This window comes from Planctomyces sp. SH-PL14, assembly GCF_001610835.1.
GTDB lineage: Bacteria > Planctomycetota > Planctomycetia > Planctomycetales > Planctomycetaceae > Planctomyces_A.
This window is the reverse complement of sequence record NZ_CP011270.1, coordinates 7,004,804-7,020,992: the sequence shown is the minus strand read 5'-3', so window position 1 is coordinate 7,020,992 and position 16,189 is coordinate 7,004,804. Positions and strand designations below refer to the sequence as shown.

At 65.8% G+C, this 16,189-nt stretch carries 13 protein-coding genes; 1 reads left to right on the top strand and 12 read right to left on the bottom strand.

Translation table 11 applies throughout. The features are described from left to right. Positions 1-402: 402 nt before the first annotated feature. The 4 genes from VT03_RS26980 to tsaD all read right to left on the bottom strand — a co-directional run bounded on the left by VT03_RS26980 (position 403) and on the right by tsaD (position 3,871). Positions 403-816 carry a Dabb family protein gene (locus tag VT03_RS26980; RefSeq protein ID WP_075095880.1) on the bottom strand — a complete coding sequence of 138 codons (414 nt, stop codon included), beginning with the start codon at positions 814-816 and terminating at the stop codon, positions 403-405. Positions 817-1,054: 238 nt separating this feature from the next. After that, positions 1,055-2,230 carry an FIST N-terminal domain-containing protein gene (locus VT03_RS26975; RefSeq protein WP_075095879.1) on the bottom strand — a complete coding sequence of 392 codons (1,176 nt, stop codon included), beginning with the start codon at positions 2,228-2,230 and terminating at the stop codon, positions 1,055-1,057. Between the two features lie 110 nt (positions 2,231-2,340). After that, positions 2,341-2,781, bottom strand: coding sequence for a RidA family protein (locus tag VT03_RS26970; RefSeq protein WP_075095878.1), 441 nt, complete (start codon positions 2,779-2,781; stop codon positions 2,341-2,343). Between the two features lie 67 nt (positions 2,782-2,848). Then, entirely contained in the window at positions 2,849-3,871 is a 1,023-nt protein-coding gene (gene tsaD, locus VT03_RS26965; RefSeq protein ID WP_075095877.1) for a tRNA (adenosine(37)-N6)-threonylcarbamoyltransferase complex transferase subunit TsaD, read from the bottom strand. Between the two features lie 466 nt (positions 3,872-4,337). Between tsaD and VT03_RS26960 the strand changes: the two genes are divergently transcribed. After that, a complete protein-coding gene (locus VT03_RS26960) occupies positions 4,338-5,165 on the top strand; it encodes a thiazole synthase (protein ID WP_075095876.1) in 828 nt (275 codons plus the stop codon). A 10-nt stretch (positions 5,166-5,175) separates the two neighbouring features. On the opposite strand, the gene VT03_RS26955 is transcribed toward VT03_RS26960, so the two are convergent. The 8 genes from VT03_RS26955 to VT03_RS26920 all read right to left on the bottom strand — a co-directional run bounded on the left by VT03_RS26955 (position 5,176) and on the right by VT03_RS26920 (position 16,085). Then, positions 5,176-5,502 carry a hypothetical protein gene (locus VT03_RS26955; RefSeq protein WP_156514787.1) on the bottom strand — a complete coding sequence of 109 codons (327 nt, stop codon included), beginning with the start codon at positions 5,500-5,502 and terminating at the stop codon, positions 5,176-5,178. Between the two features lie 20 nt (positions 5,503-5,522). Then, positions 5,523-6,302, bottom strand: a complete 780-nt coding sequence (locus tag VT03_RS26950) for a tRNA (guanine(46)-N(7))-methyltransferase TrmB (RefSeq protein ID WP_075095874.1) — start codon at positions 6,300-6,302, stop codon at positions 5,523-5,525. An 83-nt stretch (positions 6,303-6,385) separates the two neighbouring features. Continuing rightward, positions 6,386-7,717, bottom strand: a complete 1,332-nt coding sequence (locus tag VT03_RS26945; RefSeq protein ID WP_197489094.1) for a coproporphyrinogen-III oxidase family protein — start codon at positions 7,715-7,717, stop codon at positions 6,386-6,388. 97 nt (positions 7,718-7,814) lie between these two features. After that, on the bottom strand, positions 7,815-8,129 hold the full coding sequence (locus VT03_RS26940) for a hypothetical protein (protein ID WP_075095873.1): 315 nt from the start codon (positions 8,127-8,129) through the stop codon (positions 7,815-7,817). Positions 8,130-8,166: 37 nt separating this feature from the next. Beyond that, positions 8,167-9,180 (bottom strand): SMP-30/gluconolactonase/LRE family protein, encoded by a 1,014-nt coding sequence (locus VT03_RS26935; RefSeq protein WP_082846567.1) that lies wholly within the window; start codon positions 9,178-9,180, stop codon positions 8,167-8,169. Between the two features lie 196 nt (positions 9,181-9,376). Beyond that, positions 9,377-12,736 carry a carbamoyl-phosphate synthase large subunit gene (gene carB / locus VT03_RS26930; RefSeq protein WP_075095872.1) on the bottom strand — a complete coding sequence of 1,120 codons (3,360 nt, stop codon included), beginning with the start codon at positions 12,734-12,736 and terminating at the stop codon, positions 9,377-9,379. A 339-nt stretch (positions 12,737-13,075) separates the two neighbouring features. After that, positions 13,076-15,694, bottom strand: coding sequence for a hypothetical protein (locus tag VT03_RS26925; RefSeq protein ID WP_075095871.1), 2,619 nt, complete (start codon positions 15,692-15,694; stop codon positions 13,076-13,078). A gap of 76 nt (positions 15,695-15,770) precedes the next feature. Then, entirely contained in the window at positions 15,771-16,085 is a 315-nt protein-coding gene (locus VT03_RS26920) for a hypothetical protein (protein ID WP_075095870.1), read from the bottom strand. Positions 16,086-16,189: the final 104 nt, after the last annotated feature.

The following is a 16,189-nucleotide window of genomic DNA, read 5'->3' as shown; positions in this document are numbered from 1 at the left end:
GTGTCTTTCGGTCGGTGTCGTCGGGGGTTGGTGATGTTCAAGGTGTAAAGCAGCGGCGGTGCCAAACCCGGCGCGGGTGTTCAGAAACAGGAACATCCGCGGCTCGCCCGATCAGCGGAACATCCTACAGCACAAGGCATTACAGAAGACTGCAAATCGCAAATCCGGCGTTTCGACTCGCGAACACCGGCGGCGACCGACGTTTCCCCAAAGCAACACGTCTCCACCGAACCACACGATCAGCCTCAGGCTTTTGACGTAACCATCGTTGCCTTCAGGTGTTTCGCGGTGATGCCTCAATGCACTCCTCAATGAGGCAACGCGGCATCATTTCTCCGGCGCATAAAAAAACCGGCCGGGCCCCGCGGGGCCCGGCCGGTCGCTGAAAACGAGCCGCAAAAATCACTTCGCAGTGTCGGCCCAGTAGTCGAAGACGACCACCTTCTCGCGGCGGTTCTTCACGACCTGCACGTAGGCGTCATGCGCCGGATGCTTGAGATAGGTCGCCAGGCCATCCTTGTTCTTGAACGTGACGACAAAACAGTGCGTCAGCCCCTCCGACTTCCCTTCCTCGCTGACGTTCACCCCCGCCTCATAGCCGATGATCGTGTCGACCTTCTTCGGCAACCCGCCGAACGCGTCGACGACCGCCTGGACGTCCGCCGGCGTGCACTCGTCCTTGAACTTGTACATCACGACGTGCTTGAGAACTTTCCCCGCTTCATCGGCTCCGGCGGGACGCGAGTGGGATGTCATCATCAGGCCAGCCATCAGGACCAGGGCCGCAGGAACAGCGAGCAGTCGCAGGGTTTTCATTTTCCTCTCTCCGGGTGGCGAATCCACCGAAGCCCATCGGCTTCGACTCTGAATTGGTAAGGCATCTGGAGTGGGACCGGAAGCGAGCCGCGGGGCCGCTTTGCGCATGGGCTGCCCTGGGGTCGCTTGGGCTGTTCCGCCAAGGGATGCCTCCGGCGACCAGCGGATGCCGGTCATTTCTATACGGGCTGGACCTCCGACGCTCGGCGAGCAGGCTCACAGCGAGTCGATCCGTCCCTTATGCCGTGGGCTGGTCACCGAAGAGGGCGAGGCTGGCTGTGAATCCGTGAATGTGGTTTCGGCCCGCGACCGGTCCCAGTTCGCCCTGGGCGAAGAGCCCCGCCAGCGGGATCGGCCCCGCCAGCTCCGCGACGACCTTCGCGTCGTGGTGCGGCTCCGGGAACATCCGCGTCCCCCGACCGTTGCAGCTGAACAGGAGGCCGGCCGCCGGTTTCGGAATCTCGGTCAGCGTGCGACTCAGCATCGCCCGCAGGTCCTCATCGGCGGTCTCTGCGTCCCGGACATGGAACTGGACCGTCTGGCCGACCCGGATCAGGTTGCCGATCGCCATCGCCCCGTTCGACTTGTCTCCTCCCAGAACGTTGGAGATCAGGAAATCTCCGCGGCGGAACTCCGCCTGATACTCGTTCATCGCGATCCCCAGGTGGGGGCCGCGCTGCAGGAGCTCCCGATCTTCGCGGGACAGGCCGGAAAAGACTTCTCCGAGCCGGTCGAGAGCCGGTTTGCCCCCGAGTTCGAAGACGACGTTCCGCTCCGCCCTCGTCACCAGGAACCGCTCCCCGACGGGCCGGCACCCCTGCGACACGAGCGAATGGACCGGAACTCCGGGCCCGATCAGGACTCCGACGGCTCCCTCGTCCAGCCGGCGGTTGTCGCAGAAGAGGGCGTTGGTCCCGGGCCCCCGGCCGCCGCTCGCCATCCCCCCCATCAGCGGAAGCCCCGGATAATCGGACTCCACCCGCTCGATGATGCTGTCCGGCGGACAGGAGAACGGGTCCCCCAGCAGAAAGAGGGCGGAGGGAACGAAGTCCAGGTCTTCCGGAGCGGGGAAGCCGCTCGCCAGGATTCCGTCGGGAGTCCGCTCGCACGAGACGTGGAACGTTCGAAGCGGGACGCCGTCCCAGGCGGCGCACCACAAGGAAAGCGCCGCGCCGGCCTCGACCTCCACTCCGGTGCCGACGACCGCCTCGGCGGTGCAGCCGATCAGGTGCCGGACGCCCAGATCGTGCTGCAGCCGGAGTCCCAAATACTCCGCCTCACCGTGATCGCTCGAAACGAACAGGAAGGCGAGGTCCGGTGTCCGGCCGTCGAGCTGCGAGCGAACGTCTTCGATCGCGCGGTCGAGGGCGGAATGCGTATTCCCGATCCGATTGCAGGCCGACGCATACCGCATCCAGACGCTCCGCGCGAGAAGACATTCAGACGGAAATCATAGCGATCGGAAACGAAGCCACCGGAGCTTCAATCGCATCCTGGTCGGGGTTCAGGTCCGGGCCGGGACGGCTACGCCTTGATCTCGAAAATCGCTTCGACTTCGACGGCCACCCCAGTCGGGAGCTGGGCGAATCCCAGGGCGCTGCGGGCATGGAAGCCGTCGCCGGTCTTGCCGAAGACCTCGTGCAGGAGGTCCGAGCAGCCGTTGACGACGAGGTGCTGGTCGGTGAAGTCCAGGGAGGAGTTGACGCAGCCGAGGACTTTGAGGACCCGCAGGCCGTTCAGCGTTCCGTGCGTGTTCCACACCGAGCGGAGAATCTTGACGGCGCACTCGCGGGCCGCCTGGTACCCCTGCTCCACGCTGACGCCGGCTCCGAGCTTCCCCTTCATGTCGCTGACATGGCCGGAGGTGATGAGCTGGTTGCCACTCTGGATGCAGAGGTTGAGGTATCCGGGCTCCTGCTTGGTGAACGTGACGCCGAGCTTCTCGGCCTTTTCCTGCGGCTGCATGCGGACTCCTGAGTCTGAAAAACCGAATCGTGATCTTTGATCTGTTTCTTGTGAAGCGTCCGGGGGTCTATCGGATCAGTCCCGGCTTGACGTCGACGTCGAGCTCCGCCGTTCGTCCCCGGTCGAGCAGCTCCCAGCCGACGGCTCCCATGCCGGCGTTGTCCGTGCAGAACTCGCGGGGGGATATGAAGAGTTCCACCTTCCGCCGGCGGGCCATCGCCTCGACCCGGTCGCGGAAGTAGCCGTTGGCCGCGACGCCGCCGCCGAGGCAGATCGCGCGATGGCGGGTGCGGGTCAGGGCGAGTTCGAGTTTGGCGATCAGCACGTCGACGACCGCGGCCTGAAAGCTGGCGCAGAGGTCGGCGAGGCGCTGCGGCGTCATGGCCGGCGGGGTGCGGTGGGCGCCCGGTTGTCCCTGGACCTCGTAGAGGAGGGCCGTTTTGAGGCCGCTGAAGCTGAACTCGAGCCGGTCCTCCTTGAGGAAGGTCCGCGGGAGGCGGTAGGCCGTTTCGTTGCCGGTGCGGGCGGTCCGCTCGACGTTGGGGCCGCCGGGATAGGGGAGGCCGAGGATGGCGGCGGCTTTGTCGAAGGCTTCGCCGGCGGCGTCGTCGATTGTGGCCCCGATCATGCGGTAGTCGACGGCGGACTGGCAGTCGTAGAGGTTGGTGTGTCCTCCGCTGACGACGAGGCCAACGGCGGGGAAGATGTCGCGGCCGGCGCCGAGGCGGCAGGCGTAGAGGTGGGCTTCGACGTGGTTGACCGGAACGAGGGGGATGTCGAGGACCATCGCGAGCGTTTTTGCGGCGGTCAGGCCGACGAGGAGGGAGCCGACGAGTCCGGGTTCGGTGACGACGGCGATGGCCTTCAGATCCGCAGGAGTGATGCCGGCGGTGGTGAGGGCTTCGTCGATGACGGGGAGGATGCGTTCGACGTGGGCTCGGGAGGCGATTTCCGGGACGACGCCGCCGAAGCGTTCGTGGAGTTCGGCCTGTGAGGCGACGACGTTGGACAACACAGTCAGGTCGCGGGTGATGACTGCGGCGGCGGTTTCGTCGCAGGAGGATTCGATGGCGAGGAGGTATTCGGGCATGGGGGTATGTTAGCTGGCGCGGATGTCACGGGCAGTCAAAGAAAGAGCCGGGTCCAGGGGCACCCTGGTGGGGAGTGCAGAGGGGCAACGCCCCTTTGCCCGCCCGAGGCCTGGCCGTCGAGAGATGTCTGAAGGAGCACGTATCCAGGCGCGGACACCGTGCCGTATGCCCCCTCACCGACCCGCGGGGATTTCAGAGCGAGCGGTGAGTTCTCAACGCCGGTTCCAAAAAGGGGACGTCCGTTGCCCACCACGGTTCCTCACAGGAGTGCCTCCGGCGGCAAGGGGGCGAGGCCCCCTTGACCCCAGCGGCCGGGGCACGTTGGGTCTGAGCTATGAACGTCCGTCCGGCAAGGACGCAGACTCGACATGCCCCCGCTTCTGGTACAGAACCGGCCGGATTTCTAACATCAACGATTCGCCGGACCGATCACACCATCCGGCCACGCTCTGGAAAGCCATCGAGATGCCGTTTACGGACAAACCCTTCCGCGTCGGAACCCACACGCTGACCTCCCGCCTGATCGTCGGCACCGGCAAGTACGCCACCTACGACCTGATGCGAGACTGCCTCGAGGCCAGCGGGTCAGACGTGATCACCGTGGCCGTCCGGCGCGAACGGCTCGTCGACGCCCAGGGCCGGAACATCCTCGACTACATCGACCTCTCCAAATACACGATCCTGCCCAACACCGCCGGCTGCTTCACCGCCGAGGACGCCGTCCGCGTGGCCCGTCTCGGCCGCGAGATCCTGTCGGGCCTCGAGAACCCCGGCGCGGACTGGGTGAAGCTCGAGTGCCTCGGCGACAAGAAGACCCTCCTGCCGGATCCGGTCGCCACCCTGAAGGCGACGGAGGAACTGGTCAAGGACGGATTCCAGGTCCTGGTCTACACGACCGACGATCCGATCACAGCCCGCCGGATCAAGGAGGCGGGAGCCGCCTCGGTCATGCCTGCCGGCAGTCCGATCGGAAGCGGCCAGGGGATCCTCAACGCGAACAACATCCGGATCTGCCTCGAGTACCTCAAGGAAAACGATCCGGACTATCCGGTCATCGTCGACGCGGGCGTCGGCTCCGCGAGCGACGTCTCGTACGCGATGGAACTCGGCTGCGACGGCGTCCTGCTCAACACGGCGATCGCCAGCGCCGACGATCCGCTGACGATGGCCTCGGCCATGAAGCTGGCGTGCACTGCGGGGCGGCTGTCGTACTTCGGCGGGCGGATCCCGAAGAAGCTCTACGCCACCGCCAGCAGCCCGGATACGGGCATCGTCCGTCCCGCCGGCGGCTGAGTCCCCTGCCCTATCGCGGCCTGGGGCTGGGGATCACGGGCTCCAGCGGCCGGCCGCAGTGCGGGCAGAGGTTCGCCAGCTTGGAGACCAGGTTCTCGCAGTCCGGGCAAGGGATGAGTGGACGGCGGCGCGGGAAGAGATAGCTCGTCGCCTTCCAGAGCGGCGCGCCGACGAAGTAAGCGATCCCCACCGCCACGATCCCCTGCCCGATCCAGACCCGCTGGTCTCCCGCGGGAATCCGGAACCACTGGACGAGGAACTCGTCGGCATACGTCGCTCCCCAGACGCCGAGCGCCACGGAGGCCAGGAAAGCGAGACAGAGGGCAACGGGACGCATCGACGGAGTCTCCGGACGGATCACGACGGCTTCGCGCGGCGTTCCTGGTCGTCGAGTTGCTGGAGCCGGCGGTCCGCGTTGAACTTCGGCAGGGGAAGCTCCGCCGCGATCCGCTCCGCTTCGTCGGGATCGAGGCCGATACGCGACTGGCCTTCGCCGCGAAAGATCGAGAGCCCCTGCCGGCGGGCCATCAGCTCGCGACGGGTCATGCCGTGACGGACGTTCGGCCAGGGTTCGCGGCGGTCGGCCCACTCAAAGAATACGGGAACGATCTGCTGGATGTACTTCCAGTACGCCGGATGGTCCGTCTGCAGCCGCAGCAGCCCGCCGGGGATGAGGGCCCGATGCGCGAGACGGAGGAACTCCGGAGTGATCAGCCGCTTACCGACATCCGCCATCCGATAGTACGGCTGCGGGTGGTAGCAATGGATCTCGGTCACACTGCCGGGGGCGATATGTTCCCGCAGCAGTTCGAGGCCGCCGATGACCGCCAGCCGGGCGTTCGACAAGCCCCGCTGGTTGGCCCGCCGCGTGGCGTAGCGGATCACGACCGGCAGGATGTCGAGCCCCAGATGATCGAACTCGGGTCGCGCTACGGCGCTGTGCAGGAGCGAACGCCCGTTGCCGCAGCCGATGTCGATCACGACCGGCGCGGACCGACCGAAGAGCCCCGCGAAATCGATCGGTCCCGGCGGCACGCGTTTGAGCGACGTCTTTGCCCACTGGTCAGGCGGGACGATCCGGCCCGGAATCGGGACTCCCAGCTCCCGCTCGACGGAACCGGGGACGGGCTCGAACATCACATCGCCTTGCTGAGATTCAGAAACCGCTCGCCATCGCTCTCATCAACTGATGACTGAGAACTGAAGACTGAAAACTTTCTCTACGTATATCGCACGGCGCGGTGCTGCGGCTCGAAGTATTCCCAGAGGAGGCTGTCGACCTGCAGCAGCCCCTTGCGGGTGACGCGGACGCCGCCGTTCTCCCGCTCTAGGTAGCCCGCCCGGATCTGGTTGGCGATCGGCTCGGCGAACTCGACGAACGGATCGAGGCCGAACTTCTGCCGGATCGCGCCCCCGTCGACGTGCCCTTCCTTCATCTGGAGGACCCACTCGCGGATGAACTTCTGATGCGTCGTGGGGGTCATGGCCCGGTTGATCGGGAGCTCGCCCGACTGAACGATCTTGAGGTACTCCTCCAGGGCGTCCTTGTTCTGGTAATGGACTCCCTGGAAGTGGCCGAACGACGAGACGCCGACCGCCAGGATGTCGCTCCCGCGGAACAGGTTGTCCCGATACACGAAACGGTCCTTCTCCGCGTCCAAAACGAGCTCGTTGCCGCTCGAGAGGCTGTAGCCCGCCTTCCCGAGCTTTTCGATCGCCTCGTTCGCCCAGCGACGCTTCGTCGGCCAGTCGGCAACGGGGGACTCGATCCCGTGCTCCAGCATCTCCTTGGAGATGAGCGTGTTGAACGGGAGCTCCATCTGGTAGATCGTGACGTTGTTCGGCCGCATCTCGATCACCTTGTCGAGACAGGCGTGCCAGTTCTCGTCCGTCTCGCCGATCATGCCGGCGATCAGGTCGACGTTGATCTGCGGGAAGCCGACCTGCTTCAGCCAGTCATAGGCCCGGAAGATCTCCGGCGAGAGATGCGCCCGGCCGTTTTCTTCCAGGATCTTGTCGTTGAAGTTCTCGACGCCGAGCGAGACGCGGGTGATCCCGATCTCCTTCAGCGTCTGGACCTTTTCGAGGCTGAGCGTGCCGGGTTCACACTCGAACGTGACTTCCTTGGCTTCTTCCCAGGTGATCGAGTCGCTCAGCCGCTCGCGGAGCATCAGGAGCTGCTTGGCGCTCAGGTACGACGGGGTCCCGCCGCCAAAGTAGACGAACTGGAGCTTGCGGTCCTGGATGCCACGGTGCGTCTTGAGAAGCTCGACTTCCTTGTCCAGCGTGTCGACGTAGTTCTTGATGACGTCGGCGTTCTGCTGCGTGTAGACCCGGAAGTAACAGAACTTGCACCGCTTCCGGCAGAACGGAATGTGGAGGTACATCCCCAGCGGGACCGACCGGTCGGGCTCGCGGTCGAGGGCGGCGTAGATGTCGCCGACCGATTCCTTCTTCCACTGAGAGAACGGCGGGTAGTTCGAGACGAAGTAACTGCCGACTTCGGTCTTCGTTTCCGTCGGCTTGGTTTCCAGAACCTTGAGATCGGACATCGCAGCCTCACCGCAAAACCTGTTCAAACAAGTTTACCCCGCTCCCCCCGGTCGGGAGAACCCAGAAAGCGGTCGAATGGCAGCTGACGGGAGAGAATTACGCCTCGGATGAAATGGCTGTATCTGCCCGGCTGAGGGTCTCGCGGCCCGAATGCAGCAGGCCGATCAGGCCCGCCAGCAGAAGCAGGAGGCCAGCCAGGGTGAAGGCCAGCGGCCAGATCCGCGGCACGATCGTCACGTCGAGGGGCCAGAGCGAAAGCTGGACGTAGGCTTCATGGACAACGCCCTGCGTCCCGTAACGCCTCGGAAGCCCGCGGGATCGAAACAGCAGGGCGGAAGCCGCCGCGGCGCTGACGAGAATCGACGGGACCAAACCGGCCAGGAGGATCATCCACAGCACGAGCTTTCCCATGGCAGCCCCCTTCCTCGACGCGCCGGTGCGCGCCATTTCAACGCGCGTACCAGACCGGCCCGGCGGAGAGCAGGTTGATCCGATACAGCCCCTTCCCCGCCGTCACGTAAAGCCGGTGCTTCTCCGTTTCATCCGCCGCGGAGCCGAAGCAGCAGTTCGTCGGCAGTTCGGGAGTCGGGATGAAGGCGATCTCCTTCCCCGCGGGCGAATAGATCGCCATCCCGAAGCGGGACTCGTTCCGGATCGCGGCATAGATGTTCCCGGCCGCGTCGCAGGTCATCCCGTCGATCCCCGCCCCCTTGCCGAAGTCGACCAGGATCTTCCGCTCGCCGAGCTTCCCCGGGCTGACGACCGGGAAGGCGTTGAGCGTCATTCGCCAGGGGGCGAACGCCGGATCGGCGGAGGCGAGGAGCGGCTTGCCGTTGTTCGTTTCGGCGACGTAGAGCGTCTTACCGTCGGGTGAGAGGGCGACGCCGTTGGGCTTGGTGATGTCGGTCGTGGCCCGCGAGACCGCCTTCGTCTTCCCGTCGACAAAGAACACGCTCATGTGATCGAGCTCGAGCGGCTCTTTCCCGACGTAGAATGGGTCGCTGAAGTAGACGTTCCCGGCCGCGTCGACATCGAGATCGTTGGGAGCGTTCAGGACCTTCCCGCCGAAGCGGTCGACAACCGGAACGACTTTCCCCTCGGCGGTGATCTCGCACAAGGACCGACCACCGTCGTTCGCCCCGCAGGCGGCGAGAAGGCGGCCGTCCTTCGTGAAGGCCAGCCCGTTGCTCTTGCGGCTCTCGGCGCAGTGGACGGTCACCTTCTTCGTGGCGGGATCGAAGCGGTAGATCTTCCCCGGATTGGCATCCGGGATATCGCTGAAGTAGATCGCCCCGTCCGGCCCGCAGGCCGCCCCCTCGGTGAATTCTCCCTCGCCCCAGAGGTGCTCGAGACGGGAGGTCGCGGCGACGATTTCGGGCGATCCCGTTGGAGCCGACGGCTCCGCCGCCATCAGCGACCGGGAAATCAGGACCATCGAAGCCAACCAGATCGCCGTCCGCATCGCCGCCTCACGTCGCAACAACAAGAGCTGATGCGACCACAATGGCAAAGTGCCCGCGAGAGCTCAAGCGACGCGAACGTCCTTGGGCCCCTCCTCGCTGCCGAGCCACCAGGAGGGCTGCCGAATGACAATCGCCCCCTGGCGAACGGACAGATCCGTTCATCAGGGGGCGAAGTGCTCTCGATCCGAGACGCTGCTACTTCAGCGACTTGGCCCACGTCTGGAGGGCCTGCACCTGCGGCTGCGGGTGGGCGATCTGGTACTCGATCGCCTTGACCATCGCGTGGCAGCCGGGGAGCGTCGTCACGCAGGGAACCCCCTGGATCACGGCGCTGGCGCGGATGCGGCCTTCGTCGCTGCGGGCTCCCTTGCCACTCGGCGTGTTGAAGATGATCTGGACCTGGCCGTTCGCCATGTGGTCGAGGAGGTTCGGACGGCCCTCCTGAAGCTTGCGGACGGTTTCGACCTCGATCCCCGCCTGCTGGAGGACCTTGGCGGTTCCAGCGGTGCTGAGGATCTTGAAGCCCAGCTCCCGCAGGCGGCGGGCGGGCTCGACGATCGCTTCCTTGTGGTTCTTCGCCATGCTGATGAAGACGGTCCCTTCCGTCGGGATCTTCACCCCGGCGGCAAGCTGGCTCTTGGCGAAGGCCGCAGGGAACTCCATATCGATCCCCATCACCTCGCCGGTGCTCCGCATCTCGGGGCCGAGGATGATGTCCACCCCCTGGAACCGGGAGAACGGGAAGACGCTCTCCTTGACCGAGGTGTAGTGCGGCCAGACCTCCTGGGTGATCCCCTGCTCTTTCAGGCTCACCCCGGCCATCACCTTGGCGGCCATCCGGGCCAGCGACAGATTCGTCGCCTTGGAGACGAACGGCGAGGTCCGTGAGGCCCGCGGATTCACTTCCAGGACGTAGACGGTGTGGGCCGAACCTTCCCGCTTCACCGCGAACTGGATATTCATCAGGCCGCGGACGCTGAGCGCCTTGGCCAGCTTGTAGGTCGCGTCCTTGATCTCCTCGATCACCGCCTGGGGAAGCGAAAACGGCGGCAGGGCGCAGGCCGAGTCGCCGCTGTGGACGCCCGCCTCTTCGATATGCTCCATGACCCCGCCGACGAGGGTCGTCTCGCCGTCCGAGATGGCGTCGACGTCGACCTCGATCGCGTCCTCCAGGAACTTGTCGATCAGGACCGGGTGGTCCGGCGAGATCTGGACCGCTTCTTTCATGAAGCGGAGGACCTGGTCATCGTCGTAGCAGATCTCCATGCCGCGGCCGCCGAGGACGAAGCTCGGGCGGACCAACACTGGATAGCCGATGTGCTGGGCGGAATCGATCGCCTCTTCGACCTTGTCGGCGGTCCCGTTCGGGGGCTGCCGGAGGCCGAGGTTGTTCAGCAGCTCCTTGAATTTCTCGCGGTCTTCGGCGACGTCGATCATCGCCGGGCTCGTGCCGATGATCGGGACGCCCGCCGCTTCGAGCCCCTTGGCGAGGTTCAGCGGCGTCTGGCCGCCGAACTGGACGATGACGCCGTCCGGCTGGAGACGGTCGTGGATGTTGAGGACGTCTTCGGTCGTCAGCGGCTCGAAGAACAGGACGTCCGAGGTGTCGTAATCGGTCGAGACGGTCTCGGGATTCGAGTTGACCATGATCGACTCGATGCCGAGCTCCCGCATGGCGAACGACGCCTGGCAACAGCAGTAGTCAAACTCGATCCCCTGCCCGATCCGGTTCGGCCCGCCGCCGAGGATCATGACCCGCCGCTGGTGGCCGGTCGACGCCTGGACATTGACCGCCGACGCGGTCACGCCTTCTTTTCCGGCGACCGGCTGGCCGTCGAGCGTCTGGAGCCCGCGTCCCTCGGGGCCGAATTTCCGGCGGCTGGGTGCCTCGTCCTCGGTCTCGTAGGTCGAGTAGTAGTACGGGGTGTAGGCTTCGAACTCCGCGGCGCAGGTATCGACCTGCTTGAAGGTCGCGATGACCCCCTTGTCCTTGCGGTAGCGGCGAACCTGCAGCTCCGTCGAGCCGAGCCACCACGCGATCTGCTTGTCGGAGAAGCCCCGCTGTTTGTAACGGAGGAGTTGCTCGGCCGAGAGATTCTCGATCCGGCCGGCGGAGTGAATCTCCTGCTCCGTCGCCACGAGATCCCACATGCTCCGCAGGAACCACGGGTCGATGTTCGTGAGCTGGAAGACATCCTCCACACTCATCCCCGCCTTGAACGCATAGCGGATGTAGAACACCCGTTCGGCATTCGGCGTGGCGAGCTTGTTGCGGATCTCCGCGACGTCCGGCTGCTGGTCGCTCCCCCACAGGTCCTTGGCCCCGCCGCCGAGGCCGAACTGGCCGATCTCGAGACCACGGAGCGCCTTCTGGAACGACTCCTTGAAGGTCCGGCCGATTGCCATCGTCTCCCCGACCGACTTCATCTGGACCGTCAGGGTCGGGTCGGCGTCCGGGAACTTTTCGAAGGTCCACCGCGGGATCTTGGTGACGACGTAGTCGATCGTCGGCTCGAAGCAGGCGAGCGTCTCCCGCGTGATGTCGTTCGGGATTTCGTCGAGCGTATAGCCGACCGCCAGCTTGGCGGCGATCTTGGCGATCGGGAAGCCGGTCGCCTTCGAGGCCAGGGCGCTCGAGCGGCTGACGCGGGGGTTCATCTCGATGACCGTCATCCGCCCCGTCTTGGGATCGATCGCGAACTGGACGTTCGAACCCCCGGTCTCGACACCGATCTCGCGCATGACCGCGATCGTCGCGTCCCGCATCCGCTGGTATTCCTTGTCCGTCAGCGTCTGGGCCGGCGCGACGGTGATCGAGTCCCCGGTGTGGACCCCCATCGGGTCGAAGTTCTCGATCGCACAGATGATGACGACGTTGTCCGCCTTGTCCCGCATCACCTCCATCTCGTACTCCTTCCAGCCGAGGACCGATTCCTCGAGGAGCACTTCGCTGACGGGGGAGAGCGCCAGGCCGTTGCGGACCTTGTCTTCGAACTCTTCTTTGTTGTAGGCGATCCCGCCGCCGGTCCCGCCGAGCGTGTAGCTGGCGCGGATGATGATCGGGAGGCCGATTTCCCGCAGGGCTTCGCGGCCTTCTTCGATCGTATGGACCGTCCGCGAGCGGGGGACGTCCAGGCCGATTTTGATCATCGCCTGCTTGAAGGACTCCCGCCCTTCCGCCTTGGCGATGACGTCCGCCTTGGCCCCGATCATCTCGACGCCCAGCTGCTCCAGAATCCCGCGGCGGTAGAGGTCCATCGCCGTGTTGAGGCCGGTCTGGCCGCCGAGCGTCGGCAGGAGGGCGTCGGGCCGCTCCTTCTTGATGATCTCGGCGACGTACTGCCAGGTGATCGGCTCGATGTAGGTCGCATCGGCCGTCCCCGGGTCGGTCATGATCGTCGCCGGGTTCGAGTTGACCAGGACGACCTCGTAGCCCTCATCGCGCAGGGCCTTGCAGGCCTGTGTGCCGGAGTAATCGAACTCGCATGCCTGACCGATGACGATCGGGCCGGAGCCGATGATGAGAATCTTCTTGATGTCGTTGCGACGGGGCACGGCAGGCTTCTGCTGGAGGCTGGTGGGGGCCGCCCGCTCCGGTGGCACATTGCCATGCGGACAGACGGCCGGCAGTCAGGCTCCGCGCGGACGATCACCCCGAAGGCACCGAAGTGTTTCCGTCAGGGGGGCGACGGAGGGGGGAGTGGGGAGATCGCGGGGGCGCGAAATTTCGGAAACTGTAGAAATCGAGGGTGGGATTGCAAGCGTTGCTCCCTCGGCGACGGCCCGCGCCGAGGGGGGGATTTGCATGCGGAGGCATTCTGAAACGGCTTCCCTGGCCGAGATGGATTTTCCGTTAACGGCCCGGCGATCCCTTCGAGCCAGCCCCGGAACGGGTCAATCCCAGAGCTTGGCCCCCAGCCGCAGCCGGGGGAGCTGGATGTTGGTGTCGGTCATGCTCCACTGTCCGTTCGCATCGCGGTGGAGCTCGAAGACGACGAGTTCGACTTCATACCGGACGTTGTTTTCGAACGTGGTCCGATCGGGCTTGATGTAGCCCCCGATGGCGTGCGTCGCCCCCTTGGCCGCCACCTGCTCGCACGTCTTCTGGACGTTCAGCAGCTTCCAGCGAAACCGGCGATCCCGCAGGGGACAGGCGGGATCGTCCTCGTAGATTCCCTCGTCCGAGAACGCCGCATGCAGGTTCACGAAGCTCGTGACGATCTTGCTGCGGATCGTGGCGGCCAGGGTCTGCTGGTCGATCATGATCTTCTGCTGCTTCGAGACCGGCATCCGGCCGAACTCGACTCCGGCCACGTCCCGCAGCCGGTCCTCGGGAGGAAAGACCGCGAACTTCCGCGGCCGCTCGCAGGGGTTGTAAACGATGTCTCCCAGCCGGGGAGTCAGGCGGCCGTCGTTCCACTCCGCATCGATTTCCAACCCCATCCGGATCGGGACGACGACGCACGAGTCGGCATCCAGGGTCCGGACCTTGAACGTGATCGGGAGCGGACACTCCTCCGACGAGGGCGCTCCGGAGAGCGCCGCCGCGGCGTCCGTCGCGGGCCGACCGGGGCCGGGCCGCAGAATCCGCAGCAGCGTCTCCTTCTGAATTCCGTCCTGGGAACCGAGCGAGATGCGAAACGCCCTCCCCTCCTCGAGTTCCTCGACGATCCGGCCGGCCGGCGTCATAGAGGCGGACGCGATCGCCCAGATGACCGCCCGCGTCAGCTGCGACTCGAGCATCGATTCGTCCGCGACCTGATCGACCCCCTTCTCGACCGGGCGGACGACGACCGTCTTGGGGAACTTCGGCTCTTCCGAGGGCTCGGAGGCATGCACCGACACGAGCCGCTCGGGAAGCGTAAGGGTCCTGCGGCTGAAGAGGGAGCGATACCGAACCTCTCCCGGAGGGCTCGCTTCCAGCAAGACCAGCTGACTCAGGGGCCGGCTGTTGGCGCGGGCCAACGGAACAAGGAGCGGAGACTCCATCCCTTCCAGCGGGACAACCTGGGCCTCCGGCAGGTCCTTCACGGACCGGATCGTGGCAAGCCGGCCGGACTTCAGGAACAGGGGGTTGCTCGGGTCGTGCGGAGGGAGCGTCGGCTCCGAGTCGATCGCCCAGACGACGTTCCCCCGGTAGCTGTCGATGAGGCGGACCGAGAGACGGTACATGCCGCTCCGCCGCGACGGGCCGACTTCGGCGACGAGCAGGTGCGTGGCGTTGAGCGCCGCCCCCATTTCCGAGGACGGGACGTCACCGGGCTGCTTCCGCAGCGACTCGATGTTCTCCAGTTCGACCACGGGAAACCCGGCGGTGTGGAGCTTGGTGTAGAGCGAGTCCTCGATCCCGCGGGCCAGCTCCTTCAGGGCGGCGTTGGGATCGGCCAGATAGGTCGTGTATTCGAACGCAAAGTCGAAGAACGGAATCCCCGCGCACCGGAAGAAGTCGTTGCTGTCCCCCCTGCGGACGAGGAGTCGGGACTGATCCTGCAGGCTCCCCGAGATCCCGTCGAGCTCGACGCGGACGCCGATGGCCATGTGGCCCGGCAGTTTGCCGATCTGGGACAGCTCATGCGCCGCGCTCAGGACGCAGTAATCGAGGAACGTCGCGTCCCCGTCGACGGCGTCCAGGATGTCCGCCCCCACGTCGGCGCGGAGGGTTCCCGGCTCGATCCGGCTGCGATCGATCTGGCGGACATCCCGTCCGATCGGCTGGTAGAAGAGCGTTTCCCCTTCGACCTTGCTGAAGACGCCGATCTGCTGATGCGACCGTTTCTGCGCATCGCGAAAGACGACAAACCGCAACCCGCCCGCGTCCGCCAGCGGAAGGAGCGGGTGTGTCTTCCAGACCTTGGTCTTGAGCTCCTCCAGCAGCGCGTCCTGGATTGCGTCTCCGCGACGGCACGAACTTGCGATCCGACGGGCCAGGTCGCGCCCGGCCTGAGTCGCGACGCAGACGATCCGGTCCTTGGCCGCGGCCGCGAGGTGCGGCGACACCCGCCGTCCTTCGGCGATCCCCTGGACCAGAAACCGCTCGCCGTCGATCCGGATCGCGGCGGCCACCGTCCCCCGCGGATCCCCCAGGACGAACGTCGCCTTTTTCCACTCGCGGAGATTCTCGATCTCGGCCCGGAGCGACGCGATCGAATTTTCGATCTTCGGCGTTTCAGAGGCCATCTGCCGCTGGAACGCCTCGGCCCGCTCGATCTGCCGCCGCAGTTCGTCGTTGCGTCGCTGGACCGCCTCGAGCTCGGTCTTGGGAGGAGGGAGCGGGATGGTCTCCACGGGATCGACGGCACCGCCGCCGCCAACCGCTCCCCCCGGCCGTGCCGGCTGATCCGCCGGAGGGGGAGCCTGTCCCGCGGGACGCTTCGCCGACTTCGGAATCCCGTCCGGCCGTCCCTCGCTCGGCCCCTGTCCGTGCGCCACGAGCGTCCCGAGGAGCACGGCGACAGCGGCGGGCATCAGCCAGCCGGTCCCCCGCCACCCTGTCGCGAAACGCAGAAGGCTCATGGGCCCCTTCCAATCACAGCCGCTCTTCAAAACGATTCTCACCTTCCCGGCCGCTCCGAGGGCCGGTCTGTTCCAGTCACAGCGGCGCCGTCTGCCCCGTCAGGACCTCGTACTCCTGCTGCTGACGCACCAGTTCCTCCCGCTTGGCGGACAGCTCCGCCTCCCGGGCAGCATTGGCGTCACTGAGCTCCCGAAGCCGTTCCTGCAACTTGACCTGCTCGGCCCGGGCGGGCACGGTCGGATCGTCCGCCGGCGGTGCGGCGGCGGCGGCGGTGGGCTCCCCCCTGGAACTCAAGACCACGGCCAGCACGACCCCGACCGCGATGCCGAACGCGGCGGTCGCCGCCACGATCCACCCGATGGGTTGGCTGGGCTGTTTCTTCCGGGCCAACGATCCTCTCCCACAATGAATTGCCCAACGGTCACGCGCAGTTCACGAGAGGCCTCGCTTTCGCCCACGCGGCCCCGCGTCTCACGCCGCCCAAGATTCAGGTT